This window comes from Paraburkholderia sp. GAS38 (assembly GCF_050434965.1).
Taxonomy (GTDB): domain Bacteria; phylum Pseudomonadota; class Gammaproteobacteria; order Burkholderiales; family Burkholderiaceae; genus Paraburkholderia; species Paraburkholderia phenazinium_A.
Map to the genome: position 1 here is coordinate 657,999 of NZ_JBNDJO010000001.1, position 20,366 is coordinate 678,364.

Here is a 20,366-nt window from a genome sequence, read left to right on the forward strand (position 1 = left end):
GGCTTACACCTCGCCCCACAGATCGTGGCCGTCCGCGCCGGTGATTTTCACGGACACGAAATCGCCCACCTTGTAGCGCTTCGACGCCTTGGTGGTGGGCGAGATGTACACGACGCCGTCGATCTCCGGCGCGTCTGCGGCTGTGCGGCCGATGCCGCCGTCGTCATTGATCTCGTCGACCAGCACCTTCAAGGTCTTGCCGACCTTGCGCGCGATACGCTTGGCCGACACTTCCTCAGCCACTTCCATGAAGCGCGCGCGGCGCTCTTCGCGCACTTCGTCGGGCAAGGCGCCGTCGAGTTCGTTGGCGGTGGCGCCTTCAACCGGCGAGTAAGCGAAGCAGCCGACGCGATCCAGTTCCGCCTCGCGAATGAAATCCAGCAGCGTCTGGAACTGCTCTTCGGTCTCGCCGGGGAAGCCGGCGATGAACGTGCTGCGGATAGTCAGGTCCGGGCAGATCTCGCGCCAGGCGCGCACGCGCTCGAGCACCTTCTCGGCATTGGCCGGACGCTTCATGCGCTTCAGCACTTCGGGATGCGCGTGCTGGAACGGTACGTCGAGATACGGCAGCACGTGGCCCTTGAACGGACCTTCGGCCATCATCGGGATAACTTCGTCGACGCTCGGGTACGGATAGACGTAATGGAGGCGCACCCACGCGCCGTATTGCGCGGCCAGTTCGCCGAGCGCGGCGACGAGGTCCGTCATGCGCGTCTTGATCGGCTTGCCGTTCCAGAAACCGGTGCGGTACTTCACGTCCACGCCGTACGCGCTCGTGTCCTGCGAAATCACGAGCAGTTCCTTTACACCGGACTTGAACAGGTTTTCCGCTTCGAGCATCACGTCCGCGACCGGACGCGACACGAGGTCGCCGCGCATGGACGGGATGATGCAGAACGTGCAGCGGTGGTTGCAGCCCTCGGAAATCTTCAGATAGGCATAGTGACGCGGCGTGAGCTTCACGCCCGCAGCGGGCACCAGGTCGACGAACGGATCGTGCGGCTTCGGCAGATGCATGTGCACGTGCTGCATGACTTCGCCCAGCGCATGCGGACCGGTCACGGCCAGCACCTTGGGATGGACTTCTTCGATCAGGCCCGAGCCGCTCGCGCTCTTCTTCGCGCCGAGGCAGCCGGTGACGATGACCTTGCCGTTTTCAGTGAGCGCCTCGCCGATCGCGTCGAGGCTTTCCTGCACGGCTTCGTCGATGAAGCCGCAGGTGTTGACGACCACGAGGTCAGCGCCGTCATAGGTCCCGGAGATCTCGTAGCCCTCGGCGCGCAGTTGCGTGATGATCTGCTCGGAGTCGACGAGCGCTTTGGGGCAGCCGAGGCTGACAAAGCCGACCTTGGGGGCGGCTGTGTTCGGCGAAATGGGGGAAGTAGCTTGCGGCATAGGGTCGGTCCGGCGGATGGCGGTAAACGTAACCTCACATTGTACCCCGCAGCACGGTCTGGGCCCCGCGTAAAGCGAAGGCCGTCCGCCGGACGTCGCGCGTGAAACGACCAGACTCACGACGCTAAGCTAGCGCAGGTGCGGCCGGTCTCCAGAAATGAAAACAGCCGCTTAAGCGGCTGTTTGGCGGCGTGGTGACCGTATTTGTCGCCAGGTTGCCCCGTTCGACGATCGATTAAGGCGTACCCTCATCGTCAGCAAACGGTAAGTATCCGACCCACCAATGTCAACCCCGTCAACACCAGCGCACGTCCATTTTCTTAACGCAAACTCCACCATTTCGGCATCTCGCGCAGGCGCGCGAACACCCGCCGGCGTCGACACCGGAGCATCCATTGCTCCCGCCCATCGGACTGCCCACGGTCAGCCCGCTGCGCCCTCTTTGCAGCAGTTTCGCCAGTCCGACCCTGAGCCGGACGGCGCACACTCATGCCGCCTTACTTCTTCTCCGGCTCCGGATCCGTCTGCGGATTGGCAGGCGTGAACGGGAAGGTGCTGAACATCGACTTCGCCTGGTTCTGCATCTGCTCCTGCATCTGCACGAACATGTTCTTCGACTGCTCGATGTAGCTGGTCATCATGCCCTGCATCATCGGCGCCTGCATGTTCATGAACTGCGACCAGACCTCAGGGTTCATCGCCTTGCCTTCATACAGGTTCTTCGACTGGTCGGCGAGCTTGGCCTGAATGTCGATAAACGCCTGGATGTTCTTCTCGAGATAAGTACCCATCATGCCCTGCATCGCGTGTCCGTAGAAACGGATGATCTGCGAGAGCATCGACGACGAAAACATCGGCAGACCGCCGCTCTCTTCTTCCAGGATGATCTGCAGCAGAATGGCGCGCGTCAGGTCCTCGTTGCTCTTCGCATCGATGACCTTGAAATCCTCCTGGTCCAACACGAGCTGCTTGACGTCCGTCAGCGTGATGTACGTGCTTGTCTCGGTGTCATAGAGCCGACGGTTCGGATATTTCTTGATGAGTCGTTCGGCAGTTTTCTTTGTAGTAGTGGTCATTTAACGCCTTTGAGCGCCATTGAAGCGCAGAAACGGCGTCCTGCCGCACGCGCAACCGGGCCCGATTGCAGGTACGAGACGCCGCCGGAAACACCTGAACCCTGTAGCGCCCTGTCTTGCGACCGGACGCTGCACGGATCAGCCCATGTGCAGACCGCCATTCAGCGAAAAATCCGCGCCCGTCGAAAAGCCCGATTCGTCCGACGCGAGCCACGCTACGATCGAACCGATTTCATCCGGCTGGCCGAGACGGCGCACCGGAATCGTCGCAACGATCTTTTCCAGCACATCGGGGCGGATCGACTTGACCATATCCGTACCAATGTAGCCAGGCGAAACGGTGTTCACCGTGACGCCCTTGGTGGCGACTTCCTGAGCCAGCGACATTGTGAAGCCGTGAATGCCGGCCTTCGCCGTCGAGTAGTTCGTCTGCCCGAACTGGCCCTTCTGCCCGTTCACCGACGAGATGTTGATCACTCGCCCGAAGCCGCGCTCGACCATCCCGTCGATCACCTGCTTGGTGACGTTGAACAGGCTCGTCAGGTTGGTGTCGATCACCGCCGTCCAGTCTTCGTGGGTCATCTTGCGGAACACGACGTCGCGCGTAATGCCCGCATTGTTGACCAGAACGTCGACCTCGCCGACCTCGGCTTTCACCTTGTCGAAAGCCGCCTTGGTCGATTCCCAGTCGCCCACATTGCCTTCCGAGGCGATGAAGTCGTAACCGAGGACCTTCTGCTCTTCGAGCCACTTGACGCGGCGTGGGGAGTTCGGGCCACAGCCGGCGACGACCTTGAAGCCTTCCTTGTGAAGACGTTGGCAAATGCTCGTGCCGATGCCGCCCATCCCGCCCGTTACATACGCAATTCGCTGTGCCATAAACCACACTCCATTATCGTTTTTCCGAGGCGCCGACCGGCAGCCCCTTCCCTCGCCTGTACTGCATCTCCGCTGCCGCCGGGCGACCGGCTGGCGAGGCCACTACACCGCACACCACGCACCGCTTCGACCCGGACCGCTGACGCCGCGGCGCGCGGCAACACTCAACTCATTCGTTCAGACTCAGGCGCGTTCGACAGCCAGCGCCACGCCCATGCCGCCACCGATACACAGCGAGGCCAAGCCCTTCTTCGCGTCGCGCTTCTGCATTTCGTGCAGCAGCGTGACGAGGATCCGGCAACCGGACGCGCCGATCGGGTGGCCGATCGCAATCGCGCCGCCGTTCACGTTGACCTTCGACGTGTCCCAGCCCATTTGCTGGTGCACGGCGAGCGCCTGCGCAGCGAACGCCTCGTTGATTTCCATCAGGTCGAGATCGGCCGGGCTCCAGCCCGCGCGTTCGAGACAGCGGCGCGAAGCCGGCACCGGGCCCATGCCCATCACCTTCGGATCGACACCGGCGCTGGCGTAAGCCTTGATGCGCGCGAGCGGCTTGAGACCCAGCGCTTCGGCCTTCTTGGCCGACATCACGAGCACCGCAGCCGCACCGTCGTTCAGGCCCGACGCATTGGCGGCCGTCACCGTGCCTTCTTTCGAGAAGGCCGGCTTCAGACCGGCGAGCGATTCGGCCGTCACGCCGTGGCGCACGAATTCATCCGTGGCGAAGCGTAGCGGCTCGCCCTTGCGTTGCGGAATCTCGACCGGCACGATCTCATCATCGAAACGGCCCGCCTTCTGTGCTGCTTCCGCCTTATTCTGCGAAAGGGCCGCGAACGCGTCCTGCTGTTCGCGCGTGATGCCGTATTCCTTCGCGACGTTCTCAGCCGTCACGCCCATGTGGTACTGGTTGTAGACGTCCCACAGGCCGTCGACGATCATGCTGTCGATCAGCTTGGCGTCGCCCATGCGGAAGCCGTCGCGCGAACCCGGCAGCACGTGCGGCGCCGCGCTCATGTTTTCCTGGCCGCCCGCCACCACGATATCCGCGTCGCCGGCGATGATGGCGTTGGCCGCCAGCATCACGGCCTTCAGGCCCGAGCCGCACACCTTGTTGATGGTCATGCCGGGCACCGCCAGCGGCAGGCCCGCCTTGATCAGCGCCTGGCGCGCCGGATTCTGGCCGGAACCTGCCGTCAGGACCTGGCCCAGGATCACTTCGCTGACCTGCTCGGGCTTCACACCCGCGCGTTCGAGTGCAGCGCGAACCACGAGTGCGCCGAGATCGGGTGCAGCGATTTTCGCCAGCGACCCACCGAATTTGCCGACTGCCGTACGCGCGGCCGATACGATCACTACATCAGTCATTTCAATTTCCTCCGGGCATCGCGGCCAGTCGCTCCGCCGCCCGTCAAGTTAAAAATCCAATCACCTGCTCAGTGCCGCCAACGCCGTCGGCTCACACAGCCGGCGTCAATCGTTCTGGTCGCATCCGCGCCTTCATCCGCGCCTTGTCTGCGCTACCCGCCATCGTTACTCGCGTTGCATCACATAGCGCCCAGGCGCCGCCTCGATCGCCGGATAGTCGGCCGAGCCCGCAGTGGCGCGCGCCTTGACCTTCTTGCCGCCGTATTGATCGAGCCAGCGGGTCCATTCCGGCCACCAGCTTCCCGGCACTTCCGTTGCCTGTTCGAACCAGTCGTCCGGACTCTCCGGCAAGTGCTTGCCCTCTGTCTGCAGCACCCAGTAATTGCGCTTGTTCTTGGCAGGCGGATTGATCACGCCCGCGATATGCCCCGACGCGCCAAGCACGAATTCCAGCGGTCCGCTCAGCAGCGGCACCGAGGCATAGGCCGTGCGCCACGGCACGATATGATCCTCGCGTGAACCGTAGATGAAGGTGGGCACATCGATCAGCGACAGGTCCACCTTCTCGCCGCACACGGTCAGCGCATTCGGCTCGCGCAGACGATTCTCCAGATACGTATTGCGCAGGTACCACACGTACATCGGTCCGGGCAGGCTCGTCGAATCGCTGTTCCAGTACAGCAGGTCGAACGGCGTCGGCGTGCGGCCCTTTAGATAGTTGTCGACGACATAGTTCCACACGAGATCGTTCGGACGCAGGAACGAGAACGCGTTGGCGAACTCGATGCCGCGCATCAGTCCCGGCTTCGCGCCGTTCTTGCCGCCGATGGTCTGCTCGCGCATCTGCACATGCGCTTCGTCGACGAACACGTCGAGCACACCTGTGTCCGAAAAATCGAGCATGGCGGTGAGCAGCGTCATCGAAGCTGCGGGATGTTCGCCGCGCGCCGCCGCAACGGCCAGCGCCGTGGCGAGCATCGTGCCGCCGACGCAGAAGCCGAGCGTGTTGATCTGCTCGCGCCCGCTGATCTTGCGCACGGTTTCGATCGCGGTGAGCACGCCTTCGTCGGTGTAGTCGTCCCACGTCTTATGCGCAATCGAGGCATCCGCATTGCGCCACGAAATCAGGAACACCTGATGCCCCGACTCGAGCCCATGAGCGACGAGCGAATTCTCCGGTTGCAGATCGAGGATATAGAACTTGTTGATGCAAGGCGGCACGATCAGCAAGGGCCGCTCGCGCACGCTCGCCGTGCGCGGCTTGTATTGGATCAACTGGATCAGGTCGTTCTCGAACACCACTGAGCCTTCGGTGTTTGCGAGATTCTTGCCGACCACAAAACGCGATTCGTCGGTCTGCGAAATCTTGCCGCGCTGCAGGTCGCCCAACAGATTGGCGACGCCCTGGCGCAGGCTCTCGCCGCGACTCTCCAGCAAGGTCTTCTGCGCTTCGGGATTGAGCGCAAGGAAGTTGCTCGGCGCGGCCGCCGCCGTCCACTGCTGGACCGCGAAGCGGATGCGTTCGCGCACCTTCGGTTCGGTATCGAGCGCCTCGACCAGCTCCTGCAGATAGCGCGCGTTCAGCAGATACCATGCGGCGGTGAACGCATACGCCGGCGTGGCGCTCCATGCCTCCGCGCTGAAACGACGGTCCTTCAGTTCGGGGATCTTCGGCGTCGACTCAGCCGATTGCTGGAGCAACTGCATCGCTTCGCGCGAGTAGTCGGCTTGCAGCTTCTGCAAACGCTCCGAAGGGATCGCCGCGGTGGGTACCTTCAGGCCGGCGAACGGCGCCATCGCGGCCGCAGCGTTGCTGAAGTCGGGCATGGCCGGCATGGAGGGCATCTGCGGCATCTGGAACGCCGCGCCGGCACCCGCGGCAGGCACGCCAAGCGAACGCCATGCGTTGATCCAGGCATCGAATAACTGCTGCGCTCCGGCGGGACCTGCACTGGTCTGCTGCTCCGTCGTGGAGTCCGTGCTTGAGGAAGTCGAGGAATGTTGTGATGCTGCCATACCTGCTTTTGACCGGTGAGTCCTGACGGACGGTTGAGAGGCAGGTTTCCGACGCACGTGGGCGATTGCTCGCGACCTCGTCACGCCCTGTCCCGTGTGTGGGGAACATTCTTGCTCCCCATCGCAAGGCATGTCAATGCTTGTTCCCGATTTTGCCGCAGTGCGATATTTTTTTAATTATCGTTTTCCCCATGTATTTCATCGCCTTAATGTGGCCCGCTAGAACGAATGGACAAGAAATGTAAAAGGCCCATATTTGCAGGGCCTTTTTTGCATTTAACACGGGAAATAGCGGCGCTTTTCGAGCCGCGCTATGGAGAGCCCGGCGGCCGGCGCGTTCGCCTTTGGCGGCGCAACAAAAATGCCCGCTGCGCCCCCGAACAAACCCTGACGATCCCCGCCTGTTATGGCCGCCAGCGGCATAAGCGGGCGTGCGCGCTCAGTCGGCAAGCCAGATCAAGGCGGCCATGCGGCCTGTGACGCGATCGCGCCGGTAAGAATAGAAACGTTCACGCTGAGTCACCGTGCATGTGTCGCCACCGGTAATCTGCGTCACGCCAAGACGTTGCAAACGCAAACGCGCCAGCGCGTGCAGATCGGCGAGATATTTGCCCGCCGCCTCGGGACGCGGCACGAACGCACGAGCCGTCGCCTCACGTTGCGAATCCTCGGCGCCATTCATGAATGCGTCGCGCACGTCTGCCCCCACCTCGAACGTGGCAGGTCCGATGGACGGTCCGAGATACGCGTGCAGTGAGCCGGGCTGCGTGCCCGCGAGATCGGCGACGCGCTGCGCGGTCTTCTCGACGACGCCCGCGGCCAGGCCGCGCCACCCTGCATGCGCGGCACCCACCGCGCGGCCATCGGCGTCGCACAGCAATACGGGCATGCAATCGGCAATCATCACGACGCAAATCGTGCCGGGCCGGTTGGTGACGCTGGCGTCGGCGCGCATGAGCGGCTCGCCCTTGCGGGCCCGCGCCAGCACCTCGTGCGCATCCACCACATCCGCACCGTGAACCTGCTGGAGCCACGCCGCTTCGGCGCCACCCGTCAAGCTCATCAGACGCGCGCGATTCTGCTCGACGCAAGCCGGATCGTCGCCAGCCAGCCGGCCGAGGTTCAGGCCGCCCGGCGTCTCGACGCCATCGTGCCAGCGGCCGAACGGCGGCAGGCTCACGCCGCCGTTGCGCGTGGTCACCAGCGAACGCACGCGCGGCGCGACACGCCAGGCGGGTTGCAGCACATCGGCGAGCGTCAACTCAGGCTGCGTAGCGGCGGGCTGCGTCATGCGTGGTCGTCCTCATCATCGTCGTCCAGCTCGTCATCGAAAGACGCTTCGTAACCTTCCCCTTCCTCATCTTCGTAATACGCCTCGTCGAATTCGCCCGCGTCGTCGCGGCCGAGCCCGAGCGCCGCCGACAGCGCCGCCATGTCCTCAGGCACCTCGGCGCGCCATTGCATCTCGCGGCCGGTCTGCGGGTGAATCAGGCCCAGGCGCCATGCATGCAGCGCCTGGCGCGCGAAACCGTCGGGCAGCGGCGTGACCGAGCGCTTGCCGCGTGCGCGTCCATAGACCGGATCGCCCAGCAGCGGATGACCGATGTGCGCGCAATGCACGCGAATCTGGTGGGTGCGTCCGGTTTCCAGATCGCAGTGGATCGCCGATACCGGCTGCCGTTGCCAGATGGCCGAGTCGACACGGCGGAAGTGAGTCCGCGCGGGTTTGCCCGAGGCGCTCGTGACCACCGCCATGCGGGTGCGTTCGCGCGGATCGCGGCCGATCGGCGCGTCGATCGTGCCCTCGTCCGGCATGTTGCCCCACACCAGCGCGAGATAGCGGCGCTTAACTGTGCGCGCCTGCAATTGCCGCACGAGATCGGTCTGCGCCTCGAGCGTGCGCGCCACCACCATCAACCCCGAGGTCTCCTTGTCGAGCCGGTGTACGATACCGGCGCGCGGCAAGCCCGACGCCGCTTCGCCGTAGCGATACAGGAGCCCGTTGAGCACGGTGCCGCTCCAGTTGCCGGCCGCCGGATGCACCACCATGCCGGCGGGCTTGTTGATCACCACGAGCGTCTCGTCTTCGTAGACAACGTCGAGCGGCACGGGTTCGGGCGTGAAGGCAAGCTGCTCCGGCAGCAGATCGGGAACGAGCTCGATGCTCGCGCCAAGCGGCACCGGCTGGCGGATCTTCGCGGGCACGCCGTCCACGCGCACGCGCTCCGCTTCGATCCAGCTTTGCAGCCGGTTACGCGAAAACTCCGGGAAGACTCTGGCCAGCACCTTGTCGAGGCGCTCGCCGGCCAGTTCGTCGGGGACGATGACCACGCGCGGCGTGTTGTCCACGGCCTTGCTGCTCACAGTAGGCACTTCTCCCGCGCTCTGCGGGGGCAAAAGCGCGTCGCTGTCGAGATCGTCGTCTAACGAATCCCTACCCAACGCGTCGGTGGGGTCAGCGCTTGGGCTATAATCTTTGTTGCTATTCCGGGCACCTGTAGAAGGAACCGGATTATTTGAACGGGTCATTGAGTCTGGGTCACCTGGACGTAAAGCTAGACTGGAAAATGCGAGCCTTGAACATCATTATCGAATCGGCCCAAAAGACGGTGGCCCGAAAGACAGCACTGCGGACAGCAGCCCGGGCCACACTCCGAAGCACGGCTAGCAGAGTGGCACGTTACTTCGCCTGCGTCGCGGCTATCGCCGTCGTGGCAGCCTGCCATGGCCTGCCGGAAAAGACCGATGAAACGGCTACATGGCCAAACAACAAATTATATACGGAGGCGCAAGACGCGCTGTCCGGCGGCGACTGGGGCAAGTGCGCGAAATATTTCGAAATGCTTGAGGGTCGCGATCCGTTCGGCCATTTTGCCCAGCAGGCGCAGATCAACGTAGCCTACTGCAACTGGAAAGACAGCGAGAACGACGCCGCCAATGAGGCAATCGACCGCTTCATCCAGCTGCACCCGGGTCACCCCGACATTGCCTACGCGTACTACCTGAAGGGCATGATCAACTTCAACGACGACCTCGGTCTGTTCGGCCGCTTCTCCGGCCAGGACATGAGCGAGCGCGATCCGAAGTCGCTGCGCGCGTCGTATGACGCGTTCAAGGTGGTGGTCGACAAGTATCCGAACAGCAAGTACGCACCGGATGCCGCACAACGCATGCGCTATATCGTGAACGCCCTCGCGTCGCACGAAGTTCACGCAGCGGACTACTACTACCGTCGTGGTGCTTACGTTGCCGCCATCAATCGTGCGCAGCTCGCCATCCGGGATTACCGGAATGCGCCGGCAATTGAGGACGCGCTGCACATCATGATGCTCTCGTACCAGAAGCTCGACCAACCGCAACTGGCCGACGATACGAAGCGCGTGCTGGCCGGCACCTTCCCGGACAGCCCCTACATCACCGGTCATGCACGGCCCGGTCAGCAGAAGTCGTGGTGGCAGTTCTAAGCCACACACAGGACGAGCGTTACTGGAACTGATCCAGCTCAACGCCTGATCGACGTCCAAGCAAACAAAAACGCCACGACTTTAAGGTCGTGGCGTTTTTGTTTGTGCGCTGTGCTTGAGCGTAGTCGCGGTCAGTCGCGCTCGAACAGCGCGATCGACTCCACATGCGACGTATGCGGGAACATGTTGACCACGCCCGCGCCCTTGAGCCGGTAGCCGGCTTCGTGAACGAGCAGACCGGCATCGCGCGCGAGGGTCGACGGATTGCAGGACACGTAGACAATCCGCTTCGGCAGCGGACCGTCGCCGCTCTGGGCGATCTCGGCCAGCGCTTTCGAGACAGCCAGCGCGCCTTCGCGCGGCGGGTCGATGAGGAACTTGTCGAAGTGGCCGAGCGCGCGCATGTCGTCGGCGGTCACCTCAAACAGGTTCCGGCAGGCGAACGAGGTGTGCTCCGCCACGCCGTTCTCCGCGGCATTGGCGAGCGCCCGCGTGGTCAGCACCTCGCTGCCCTCGATGCCCACCACTTCCTTCGATATCCGCGCAAGCGGCAGCGTGAAATTGCCAATGCCGCAGAACAGATCCAGCACGCGATCGCCGCGCGACGGCGCCAGCAGACGCAGCGCGCGGCCCACCAGCACCCGGTTGATCTGGTGATTCACCTGGGTGAAGTCGGTCGGCTTGAACGGCATGCGGATGTTGTACTCCGGCAGCGTGTAGTCGAGCCGGGCATCGAGCGGGTAAAACGGCGCCACCGAATCCGGCCCCTGCGGCTGCAGCCAGAACTGCACGTTGTGGGCATCGGCGAATTCGCGCAGCAGTTGCTCGTCGGCCGCGTTGATCGGCTCCAGAATGCGCAGCACCAGCGCCGTCACCGTCGAGCCGACCGCGAGTTCGATCTGCGGCATGCGCTCGCGAATCGACAGGCCTTCGACCAGCCGGCGCAGCGGCACCAGCATCGCCGAGACGTGCGGCGGCAGCACTTCGCACGAGGTCATATCGGCGATAAAGCTGCTCTTGCGTTCGTGGAAGCCCACCAGCACACCGCCCTTCTTGGCCACGTGGCGCACGGTGAGGCGCGCCCGGTAACGGTATCCCCATGACGGACCGTGAATCGGCCGGTACACGGTTTCGGGCCGCAGCTTCGCCAGATGAGAAAGATTGTCTTCGAGCACACGCTGCTTGACGGCAATCTGCGCGCGCACGTCGAGGTGTTGCATCGAGCAACCGCCGCAGGTGCCGAAGAACTGACACTGCGGCTTGGTGCGGATCACGCTTTCGCGCAGCACGTCGACCACTTCCGCCTGTTCGAAACTCGGCTTGCGACGGTAGCTCAAATAGGTGACACGCTCACCCGGCAAGGCGCCTTCGACGAAAATCACCTTGCCCGGCGTGCCGTCTTCGTTGACGGTACGGCCTACGCCGCGCGCTTCCATGTCGAGCGATTCGACTTCCAGAATCGGGGCTATAACGGACGCGGCGGGCGCGGCTGACGTAGCCGCTTCGGCGGACGCTTTTTTCTTGCGTCTGGACGAGCGGTTCGAGGCACGATGGGGGGCAATCTGAGACACCTGCGGCTTCCTGACAGACTGTTGGGGGAAGGCGAGATTGTAGACGAACCACAAGCGGCGACGAAGATTTGACGATGCGGCGGATCAACTGGAGCGTCGTCCGGCGGGGGCGCGACGCGGCGGACAACCTCGCCCCCGCGCGCACGCTCGACGACGCGCGGCCCGGAGCCGCCTACTTATCGAACGCTGCCAGATACTCCGCCCAATGCGGCGAAGGCTCGAGCGCCAGCGCGCTTTTCACCAGCGCGATTTCGTCTGCGTATTCTTCCGGCGAGAAACCGCCGCGCATCAACTGGAAGCGGCAGTACAGCAGGTAAGTGTTGACGACGTCGGTCTCGCAGTAATTGCGGATCTCTTCGATCTGCCCGTCCTGAAACGCGTGCCACACCTGGCCGCCGTCCATGCCGAGCTTGCCGGGGAAGCCGCATAGCTTGGCAAGCGCGTCAAGCGGCGCGTTGGCGCGTGCCTGGTACATCGCCAGCACGTCCATCAGATCCGTATGGCGCGCGTGGTAGCGGCTGATGTAGTTGTTCCACTTGAACTCGCGGTCGTCCTCGCCCAGATCCCAGAAGCGGCTCGCCGGAATCCCGTTGACCAGCGCCCGGTAGTTCAGCACCGGCAGATCGAAGCCGCCGCCGTTCCACGACACCAGTTGCGGCGTGTACTTCTCGATCACCCGGTAGAACGACTGCACCAGCGCCGCTTCGCCATCCTCCAGCGTGCCGAGCGAGCGCACGCGAAAGCCGTTGTTGTCGCGGAACACGCAGGAGATCGCCGCAATCCGTTGCAGGTGGTGCGGCAGGAAATCGCTGCCGGTTTTTTCGCGGCGCGCGGCAAAGGCATGCTCGGCGACTTCGGCGTCGCTGAGCGTGGCGGGCAAATCTTCGAGGCGGCGAATGCCGGCGACATCGGGAATCGTCTCGATGTCGAAAACAAGAATCGGTGTCATCGGCTTATAAAACGGCGTCCTTGCGTACACCGTTGGAGGCAAAGAAGCGCTTCAGGCGAACCAGCGCTTCCTGCTGGATCTGGCGCACACGCTCGCGCGTGAGGCCCATTTCGTCGGCCAGCTCTTCGAGCGTGGCCGGCTCGATATGATTGAGCCCGAAGCGGCGCTCGATCACGTGACGATGCTTGTCGGACAGGCGGGCGAGCCACGCGCGCGTCAACGTTTCCAGCTCGCGGTGCTGCACCTCGGCATCCGGCGACTGGCTCTGGTCGTCGGACAGCAGATCGAGCAGGCTGCTCGCCGGATCGAGATCGAGCGGCGCGTCGAGCGACGCCGTGTGCTCGTTCAGCGCGAGGATGTCGGTGACTTCGTCGGTGGTCTTGCCGGTCAGGTACGCGATATCGTCGATGCTGGCGTCGCGGCGGTCGGCCGCGTCGCCGGAATTCATGGAGTTCTTCTCCAGATGGCGCTTGGCGCGCAGCACCTGGTTGAGCTCGCGAATCACGTGCACCGGCAAACGTACGGTACGCGCCTGATTCATGATGGCGCGCTCGATGCTCTGACGGATCCACCAGGTGGCATACGTGGAAAAACGGAAGCCGCGCGTGGGATCGAACTTCTCGATGGCGTGCATCAGGCCGAGGTTGCCCTCTTCGATCAGATCGAGCAGCGGCACGCCGCGGTTCAGATAGCCTTTCGCGATACTGACGACGAGCCGCAGATTGCGCTCGATCATCACCTGGCGCGCTTCGAACTCGCCGGCCTTGGCCAGCCGCGAATAGCGCTGCTCCTCCTCCACCGTCAACAGCGGCTTCACGCTGATCCGGTTGAGGTAATGCTGGATCGTGTCAGCCGTGAGTTCGGCCTGCAGCAGCGCGCGGAAATCGTCGGCGTCGGGCGCGGCGTCGCTCGCGCTTTCGCGCGTTTCGCCGGCTTCCTCCGTACCGCTTTGGCGCTCGTCGAGATCGCGTGCGTTGTCCAGATCGTCAACGCTATCGTCTTCGACCTCCGAAGCACCGCCGTCCTCCACCGTAACTTGCGTGGCGCGACTGATCTTCTCAGACTCGGCTTGCGGCGGGCGGCGCTTCGATTTCGGCATGGTCGTATCGCTTATTGCGGCGGCAAATACTTCAGTGGGTCGACAGGCTTACCCTGCCGGCGAACTTCGAAATGCAACATCACACGGTCCGAATCGCTATTGCCCATTTCGGCGATCTTCTGCCCTTTGGTCACCGCGTCTCCCTCTTTTACCATCAAAGCGCGGTTATGTGCATACGCCGTAAGATAAGTTGCATCATGCTTGATGATAATGAGATTGCCGTAACCGCGCAGCCCATTTCCCGCATAAACGACGCGGCCATCGGCAGCCGCTTTCACCGGGTCGCCGGCAGCCCCGCCGATATTGACGCCCTTGTTGGTGGCGTCGTCAAACGTGCCGAGGATCGGGCCGCGCACCGGCCAGGCGAACGCGACGTTGCTCGCAGCAGCCGCGCCTGTGTCGCTCGCGCCGGTTTGCGGCGGGATCGTGGTGGCGCTTGAACCCGCACCGTAGACCGGCGGCACCGACGCCACGCCTGCCGTTCCGCCCGGCGGCGGAGGCGGCGCCGACGAACCGCCCAGCGGCGCCGTCTGCACGCCGCCACCGATCACCGGCGAGGTGGCCACGCCCGGCGTAAGCGCCGCGACGTTCGCGCCTGGCGGCGCCACCCGCAGCAGTTGATCGACTTCGATCTGGTTCGGGTTGGTCAGGTTGTTCCACGTCGCGATGTCGCGATAATTCTGACCGTTTTCCAGAGCGATGCGGTAGAGCGTATCGCCCGGTTTGACCCGGTAATAACCCGGAGGCGGCGGACCCAGCGGCACGGGTGCCGCCGGCGCCTGCTGCGCGGACTGGGTACCGAGGTCGCCGGATTTATCGACTACCGGCGCGTTATCGAGCCGCGTCGCACAGGCCGCCAACAGGGAGAGCGCGACCACGCACACGCTACGCTGGGCTACGGTCAGATGGACATTCAGGCTGTTTTTTTGCATCGCGCGCAACATACTCATCGGTGTCAAATCACTCCGGATTTTAAGGGTACAAAGAAAACGCGATCAAGCCGCGACTCGCGCCATTGCGCGGGCCCGGTCCGTTCGACGAGCGTGAGCACCTGCTGCGTCTGGCCATCCTGCGTGCCGACCGGCGCAACGAGGCGCCCGCCGATCGCAAGTTGCTCGAGCAAAGCCTGCGGGACGTCGAGGCCTGCCGCGGCAATCACGATCGCGTCGAACGGCGCGACCGCCGGCAAACCGATGCGGCCATCACCGTAGTGCAGCCGGATGTTCGGAATGCGCAGCGGACGCAAGTTGGTCTTGGCGCGCTCGTAGAGCGGTTTGATGCGTTCAATCGAATAAACATCGCGTGCAACCTGGCTCAGCACCGCCGCCTGGTAACCGCAGCCCGTGCCGATTTCGAGCACGTTCGTGAGGGTCCGGCCGGCGGCGGCCAGCTCGATCATCCGCGCGACCACCGAAGGCTTGGAGATGGTCTGGTGATGGCCGATCGGCAGCGCCGCGTCCTCGTAAGCCTGGGGGGCAAGCCCCGGGTCCACGAACATGTGGCGCGGCACCACCGACATCGCATGCACCACGCGCTGATCGGTAATGCCGTTTGCCCGCAGGCGTTCGACCATGCGCTCGCGAACCCGTTCCGAAGTCAGTGCAAGTGCACCGTTCAACGCGACATTCGGTGCAGCGCTGCGTTCGGCAGGCTTGGCGCTCGGGCGCGGCGCGACGGGCTTGGGCGCAGGCCGGTTGGCCAGCGGCTTCGCCACCGTCGCGCTTGCGCTTTGTTTCGTGACGACGGATGCCGAAGGTTTGGCCGCCGTTTTGACTGCGGGCTTGAGCGCCGGTTTAACTGCGGGTTTAACCGCGGGTTTAACCAAAGCCGCCGCTTTGGCCGGCTGGCTCGCGGTACGGCCGCCGGCGATCTCGCCGCGTGCCGAGGTCTTCGCGCGCGCGCCGGCCACACGGGCCTCGGTCGCCGCGGCGAGGTTCGCCGCGCGCACTTCGCCGGGGCGCCCTTCGGGCCGCCGTGGCTCGCGCACCAGATCCTCGAGGCCAAGCGGAAAGCGCTTTGCGCGCTCGTTGGTCATGAAGCGCCGCTCCCGGCGCGCAGCCAGTCGCGCGCCGCGGGCAACATGTCCGTGTGGGTCAGATCGAGCTGCAGCGGCGTGATCGACACCTGGCCGTTGGCGACGGCGTGGAAGTCGGTGCCCTCGCTCGCATCGCGCGCGCTACCCGACGGGCCGATCCAGTAGATCGGTTCGCCGCGCGGGTTGGTCTGGCGGATCACCGGCTGCGACGGATGCCGCTTGCCCAGACGGGTGATGCGCCAGTCGCCGAGCTGCTCGTACGGCAGGTTGGGAATATTGACGTTCAGCAACGGGTTGCCGGCCAGCGGATGCTCGAGGTAATGGGCGACGATTTCCGCTGCCACGCGCGTGGCGGCGTCGAGATGGACCCAATCCTTGTCGACCAGCGAAAACGCGATGGCGGGCACGCCGAACATGATGCCTTCAGTCGCCGCGGCGACCGTGCCGGAATACAGCGTGTCCTCGCCCATGTTCTGGCCGTTGTTGATGCCGGACACCACCAGATCGGGCGTGTGGTCGAGCATGCCGGTCAGGGCAATGTGCACGGAGTCGGTTGGCGTGCCGTTCACGTAATAGAAACCCGTCGACGAGCGCAGCACCGATAACGGCCGCGACAGCGTCAACGAGTTCGACGCGCCGCTGCAGTTCTGCTCGGGCGCCATCACAGTGACGTCGGCGAACGCCTTCAGCGCTTCGTAAAGCGCAGCAAGGCCTGGCGCCAGATAACCGTCGTCGTTGCTGAGTAGGATTCGCATGCGGCGATTGTAACCGAGGAAAGAAGACGCGCGAACGACACGCCAGGCATCGCGGATGCAGCGCCTGCGGCACGACAAAAACGCACGGTCGTTCGGCTTGCTTTACACTTCAGAATACCGAAGTGAACCCGATCGAAATGGAGACACGATGCGCGCGATTCGCTGCAATCAATATGGCCCGCCGGAGAGCCTGGTGGTCGAAGCGTTGCCCGACCTCACGCCGCAAGCCGGCGAGGTGGTGATCGACGTCAAGGCGGCCAGCGTCAATTTCCCCGACGTGCTGATCATCGAGAACAAATACCAGTTCAAGCCGCCGCTGCCCTTTACGCCGGGCTCGGAAGTGGCCGGCATTGTGCGCGCGGTCGGCGCCGGCGTGTCGCAGTTTCAGCCGGGCGCGCGCGTGGTGGCGTTCACCGGCCAGGGCGGCTTCGCGGAGCAGGCCGTGGCGCCTGCGGCCGCCTGCGTGCCGCTTGCCGACGGCATCGACTTTGCCGTGGCGGCGGCCTTCACGCTCGCCTATGGCACATCGCACCACGCGGTGGTCGATCGCGCGGCTTTGAAGGCGGGTGAAACGATGCTCGTGCTGGGTGCGGCCGGCGGCGTCGGCCTCGCCGCGGTGGAGATCGGCAAGGCGCTGGGCGCGCGGGTGATCGCGGCGGCGTCCTCGGACGAAAAGCTCGCCATCTGCGTGAAGCACGGCGCGGATGCGACGATCAACTACAGCACCGAAGACCTGCGCGAGCGCATCAAGGCGCTCACCGACGGCAAAGGGCCGGATGTGATTTACGATCCGGTCGGCGGCGTTTATGCGGAACCGGCGTTCCGCAGTATCGGCTGGCGCGGCCGTTATCTGGTGGTGGGCTTTGCGAACGGCGAGATTCCCAGGTTGCCGCTCAACCTCGCGCTGCTCAAAGGCGCGAGCCTTGTCGGCGTGTTCTGGGGCGACTTTGCGAAGCGCGAGCCGCAGCACAACGCGGCGGCATTCAAGCAGATGGTGGGGTGGATCGGCGAAGGTAAGCTGCAGCCGTATGTGTCGGCGCGCTATCCGCTCGAGGAAACCGGGCGGGCGCTACGGGAGATGGCCGAACGGCGGGTGGTGGGGAAAGTGGTGATTACGCCGTAGGCGCGCCGGCTCGCGTGGCCAGAGCGGAAAACGGCGTGTCGTCGCCTGACGGCATGCCGCTTTGGATTGGTCTGCCGGCGGGGCCCGAGGCGGCCGTCCAGGCGGGCAAGCAGTCCGCTACTCGACAGGCCCACGCCGAAAGAGTCGCCCACGGCACGCGACCCACTGCGTGCTACTCGCACCGCTTGAGCACGCGGCCAGGCGCACTCAACACTCACACCACCTGTTGCGCATGCAACGCGGCAATCTGCTGCGCGTCGTAGCCGAGCGCGCTCAACACTTCGTCGGTGTGCTCGCCCAGTTCCGGACCGAGCCAGCGCGTTTCACCAGGCGTCTCCGAGAGCTTGGGGGTGACCGAAGGCAAGGTGATTTCCTTGCCGTCCTGCCATTTGAAGCGCTGGATCATCTGACGCGCCATGAATTGCGGATCGGTGAACATATCCGCGACGCTGTAGATGCGACCCACCGGCACATCCGCGGCGTTCAGCACCTCGAGCGCCTCGTCGATGGTCCGCGTAGCGAGCCACGCGGCGATCGCGCCGTCGATTTCCTGAGTGCGCGGCACGCGGCCGTCGTTATGCGCCAGCGCAGGATCGTTAGCGAGGTCCGCGCGTTCGATGGCGAGCATCAAGCGCTTGAAGATTGGATCGCTATTGCCGCCTATCACGATGCTGCCGTCGCGGCACGGATAGGTGTTCGACGGCACGATGCCCGGCAGCGACGCACCGGTGCGCTCGCGCACCATGCCGTAGACGCCGTATTCGGGCACCACGCTCTCCATCATGTTGAAGACCGCCTCGTAGAGGGCGACGTCGACCACCTGCCCTTTGCCGCCATTCACCTGCTTGTGATGCAGCGCCATCAACGCGCCGATCACGCCGTGCAGCGCGGCGATCGAGTCGCCGATGGAAATGCCGATGCGCGGCGGCGGCAAATCCGGATACCCCGTGATATGCCGCAGCCCGCCCATCGACTCGGCAATCGCGCCAAACCCGGGCCGGTCGCGATACGGTCCGGTCTGGCCGTAGCCGGACAGGCGCACCATCACGAGACCGGGATTCTCGGCGGACAGCACGTCATAACCGAGCCCAAGCTTCTCAAGCAGCCCCGGGCGGAAATTTTCGACCACAATGTCCGCTTCTTTCGCCAGACCCCGCACGATCTCCTTGCCCTCCTCGGCCTTCAGGTTGATCGTCACGGATTTCTTGTTGCGCGCCTGGACGGCCCACCACAGCGAAGTGCCGCCGGCTTCCGGATACAGCTTGCGCCATTTGCGCAGCGGATCGCCGCCCTTGGGGTCTTCGATCTTGATCACTTCCGCACCGAACTCGCCGAGAAAGCGCGCGGCGAACGGGCCGGCGATCAGCGTGCCGAGTTCGAGCACTTTCACGCCTGCCAGCGGGCCGGTGGGACGCGTCGCGTCGGGGGTTACGCTCATGGTCTCGTGTCCTCAGCTACGTGTGCTACCCGGGCTACCCAGGTAAAAGTAAAGCACCGCGCTACAGCGAGCGCCGGTCGAGCATCGCGCGGGCGATCGTGCCGGCGTCGACATACTCCAGCTCGCCGCCCACCGGTACGCCGCGCGCAAGCCGCGTGACGGCCAGACCGCGGGCCTTGAGCGTCTGCCCGAGGTAATGCGCGGTGGCTTCGCCTTCGTTGGTGAAATTGGTCGCCAGCACGACCTCCTTGACGATGCCATCCGTGGCTCGCTTGACGAGCCGGTCGAAATGGATCTCCTTCGGACCGATGCCGTCGAGCGGACTCAGGCGGCCCATCAACACGAAGTACAGGCCGCGATAGGTCATCGTCTGCTCGAGCATGATCTGGTCGGCCGGGGTCTCGACGACGCACAGCAGCGCCGGATCGCGTTCCGCGTCGCTGCACACCTCGCAGATCTGCGCTTCGGTGAAGGTGTTGCACTTCTCGCAGTGCTGCAGATGCTCGGTGGCAAACAGCAACGAACGGCCGAGTTTTTCCGCGCCCTCGCGATCGTGCTGCATCAGGTGATACGCCATACGTTGCGCGGACTTCGGCCCGACACCGGGCAGCGCGCGCAGCGCTTCGACGAGCGCCGACAAGGCGGAAGGTTGTTTCATGCGGAATCGGCGATGTCGATGTGGGTAAGGCGTTGCGGTCTGGAAGCCGTCATATGGCAGCCGGCAGAGCGGTACGACGCTCGAGCGCGTTGCACCGCTCTGCCGTGTAGCGTTGCGGCCTTGCGGGGAAGCATTGGCGGACAGGGTCCGCGGCCTGCCCGCAGCGCCTCGGCCAGCCGGGGGTCTAAACGATGCGAACGATCAGAACGGCAGCTTGAAGCCCGGCGGCAGCGGCAGGCCCGAGGTCATGCCGCCCATCTTTTCCTGGGCGGTGGCTTCGGCCTTGCGCACGGCGTCGTTGAATGCAGCGGCGACGAGGTCTTCCAGCATGTCCTTGTCGTCGGCGAGCAGGCTCGGGTCGATCGACACGCGGCGCACGTCGTTCTTGCAGGTCATCGTCACCTTGACGAGACCCGCACCCGACTGCCCCTCGACTTCGATCTGCGCGAGCTGGTCCTGCATCTTCTTCATGTTTTCCTGCATCTGCTGGGCCTGCTTCATCAGCCCGGCGAGTTGGCCTTTCATCATGGACGTGCTCCTTCT

At 64.2% G+C, this 20,366-nt stretch carries 18 protein-coding genes; 2 read left to right on the forward strand and 16 right to left on the reverse strand.

Annotated elements, in window-relative coordinates:
- Positions 1 to 3 precede the first annotated feature (3 nt).
- From rimO to P3T42_RS02820, 7 genes are all read right to left on the reverse strand, one after another.
- Positions 4 to 1,395 (reverse strand): 30S ribosomal protein S12 methylthiotransferase RimO, encoded by a 1,392-nt coding sequence (gene rimO / locus P3T42_RS02790; protein ID WP_074298539.1) that lies wholly within the window; start codon positions 1,393 to 1,395, stop codon positions 4 to 6.
- 497 nt (positions 1,396 to 1,892) lie between these two features.
- Positions 1,893 to 2,471, reverse strand: coding sequence for a polyhydroxyalkanoate synthesis repressor PhaR (gene phaR, locus P3T42_RS02795; protein WP_074264803.1), 579 nt, complete (start codon positions 2,469 to 2,471; stop codon positions 1,893 to 1,895).
- A 138-nt stretch (positions 2,472 to 2,609) separates the two neighbouring features.
- On the reverse strand, positions 2,610 to 3,350 hold the full coding sequence (locus P3T42_RS02800) for a 3-ketoacyl-ACP reductase (protein ID WP_074298537.1): 741 nt from the start codon (positions 3,348 to 3,350) through the stop codon (positions 2,610 to 2,612).
- Between the two features lie 183 nt (positions 3,351 to 3,533).
- Positions 3,534 to 4,715 carry an acetyl-CoA C-acetyltransferase gene (locus P3T42_RS02805; protein WP_074298535.1) on the reverse strand — a complete coding sequence of 394 codons (1,182 nt, stop codon included), beginning with the start codon at positions 4,713 to 4,715 and terminating at the stop codon, positions 3,534 to 3,536.
- 165 nt (positions 4,716 to 4,880) lie between these two features.
- A complete protein-coding gene (phaC, locus tag P3T42_RS02810) occupies positions 4,881 to 6,731 on the reverse strand; it encodes a class I poly(R)-hydroxyalkanoic acid synthase (RefSeq protein WP_429305116.1) in 1,851 nt (616 codons plus the stop codon).
- Between the two features lie 439 nt (positions 6,732 to 7,170).
- A complete protein-coding gene (gene pgeF / locus P3T42_RS02815) occupies positions 7,171 to 8,022 on the reverse strand; it encodes a peptidoglycan editing factor PgeF (RefSeq protein WP_429305117.1) in 852 nt (283 codons plus the stop codon).
- Positions 8,019 to 9,260, reverse strand: coding sequence for an RluA family pseudouridine synthase (locus P3T42_RS02820; protein ID WP_074298532.1), 1,242 nt, complete (start codon positions 9,258 to 9,260; stop codon positions 8,019 to 8,021). The genes pgeF and P3T42_RS02820 overlap by 4 nt, the downstream gene beginning before the upstream one ends.
- Before the next feature lie 38 nt (positions 9,261 to 9,298).
- Between P3T42_RS02820 and P3T42_RS02825 the strand changes: the two genes are divergently transcribed.
- Positions 9,299 to 10,195, forward strand: coding sequence for an outer membrane protein assembly factor BamD (locus tag P3T42_RS02825; RefSeq protein WP_074298529.1), 897 nt, complete (start codon positions 9,299 to 9,301; stop codon positions 10,193 to 10,195).
- Between the two features lie 131 nt (positions 10,196 to 10,326).
- On the opposite strand, the gene rlmD is transcribed toward P3T42_RS02825, so the two are convergent.
- The 6 genes from rlmD to surE form a co-directional block, all read right to left on the reverse strand.
- Complete coding sequence (gene rlmD, locus P3T42_RS02830) at positions 10,327 to 11,766, reverse strand: 23S rRNA (uracil(1939)-C(5))-methyltransferase RlmD (RefSeq protein WP_074298528.1); 1,440 nt, start codon at positions 11,764 to 11,766, stop codon at positions 10,327 to 10,329.
- Between the two features lie 172 nt (positions 11,767 to 11,938).
- Positions 11,939 to 12,715 carry a 3'-5' exonuclease gene (locus P3T42_RS02835; RefSeq protein ID WP_074298527.1) on the reverse strand — a complete coding sequence of 259 codons (777 nt, stop codon included), beginning with the start codon at positions 12,713 to 12,715 and terminating at the stop codon, positions 11,939 to 11,941.
- 4 nt (positions 12,716 to 12,719) lie between these two features.
- Positions 12,720 to 13,814, reverse strand: coding sequence for an RNA polymerase sigma factor RpoS (rpoS, locus tag P3T42_RS02840; protein WP_429305118.1), 1,095 nt, complete (start codon positions 13,812 to 13,814; stop codon positions 12,720 to 12,722).
- Positions 13,815 to 13,825: 11 nt separating this feature from the next.
- Positions 13,826 to 14,764 carry a peptidoglycan DD-metalloendopeptidase family protein gene (locus P3T42_RS02845; RefSeq protein ID WP_429305119.1) on the reverse strand — a complete coding sequence of 313 codons (939 nt, stop codon included), beginning with the start codon at positions 14,762 to 14,764 and terminating at the stop codon, positions 13,826 to 13,828.
- Between the two features lie 5 nt (positions 14,765 to 14,769).
- The gene (locus P3T42_RS02850; RefSeq protein WP_429305120.1) at positions 14,770 to 15,849 is read right to left on the reverse strand and encodes a protein-L-isoaspartate(D-aspartate) O-methyltransferase; all 1,080 of its coding nucleotides are present in this window, start codon (positions 15,847 to 15,849) and stop codon (positions 14,770 to 14,772) included.
- Positions 15,846 to 16,604, reverse strand: coding sequence for a 5'/3'-nucleotidase SurE (gene surE, locus P3T42_RS02855; protein WP_429305121.1), 759 nt, complete (start codon positions 16,602 to 16,604; stop codon positions 15,846 to 15,848). Before surE ends, P3T42_RS02850 begins: the two co-directional genes overlap by 4 nt.
- Before the next feature lie 148 nt (positions 16,605 to 16,752).
- On the opposite strand from surE, the gene P3T42_RS02860 reads away from it, so the two are divergent.
- Entirely contained in the window at positions 16,753 to 17,727 is a 975-nt protein-coding gene (locus P3T42_RS02860) for an NADPH:quinone oxidoreductase family protein (RefSeq protein ID WP_429305122.1), read from the forward strand.
- A 214-nt stretch (positions 17,728 to 17,941) separates the two neighbouring features.
- On the opposite strand, the gene P3T42_RS02865 is transcribed toward P3T42_RS02860, so the two are convergent.
- The 3 genes from P3T42_RS02865 to P3T42_RS02875 form a co-directional block, all read right to left on the reverse strand.
- Positions 17,942 to 19,165 (reverse strand): CaiB/BaiF CoA transferase family protein, encoded by a 1,224-nt coding sequence (locus P3T42_RS02865; protein ID WP_429305123.1) that lies wholly within the window; start codon positions 19,163 to 19,165, stop codon positions 17,942 to 17,944.
- 61 nt (positions 19,166 to 19,226) lie between these two features.
- Positions 19,227 to 19,823, reverse strand: coding sequence for a recombination mediator RecR (gene recR, locus P3T42_RS02870; RefSeq protein ID WP_074298519.1), 597 nt, complete (start codon positions 19,821 to 19,823; stop codon positions 19,227 to 19,229).
- A 201-nt stretch (positions 19,824 to 20,024) separates the two neighbouring features.
- The gene (locus P3T42_RS02875; protein WP_074298518.1) at positions 20,025 to 20,351 is read right to left on the reverse strand and encodes a YbaB/EbfC family nucleoid-associated protein; all 327 of its coding nucleotides are present in this window, start codon (positions 20,349 to 20,351) and stop codon (positions 20,025 to 20,027) included.
- Positions 20,352 to 20,366 lie beyond the last annotated feature (15 nt).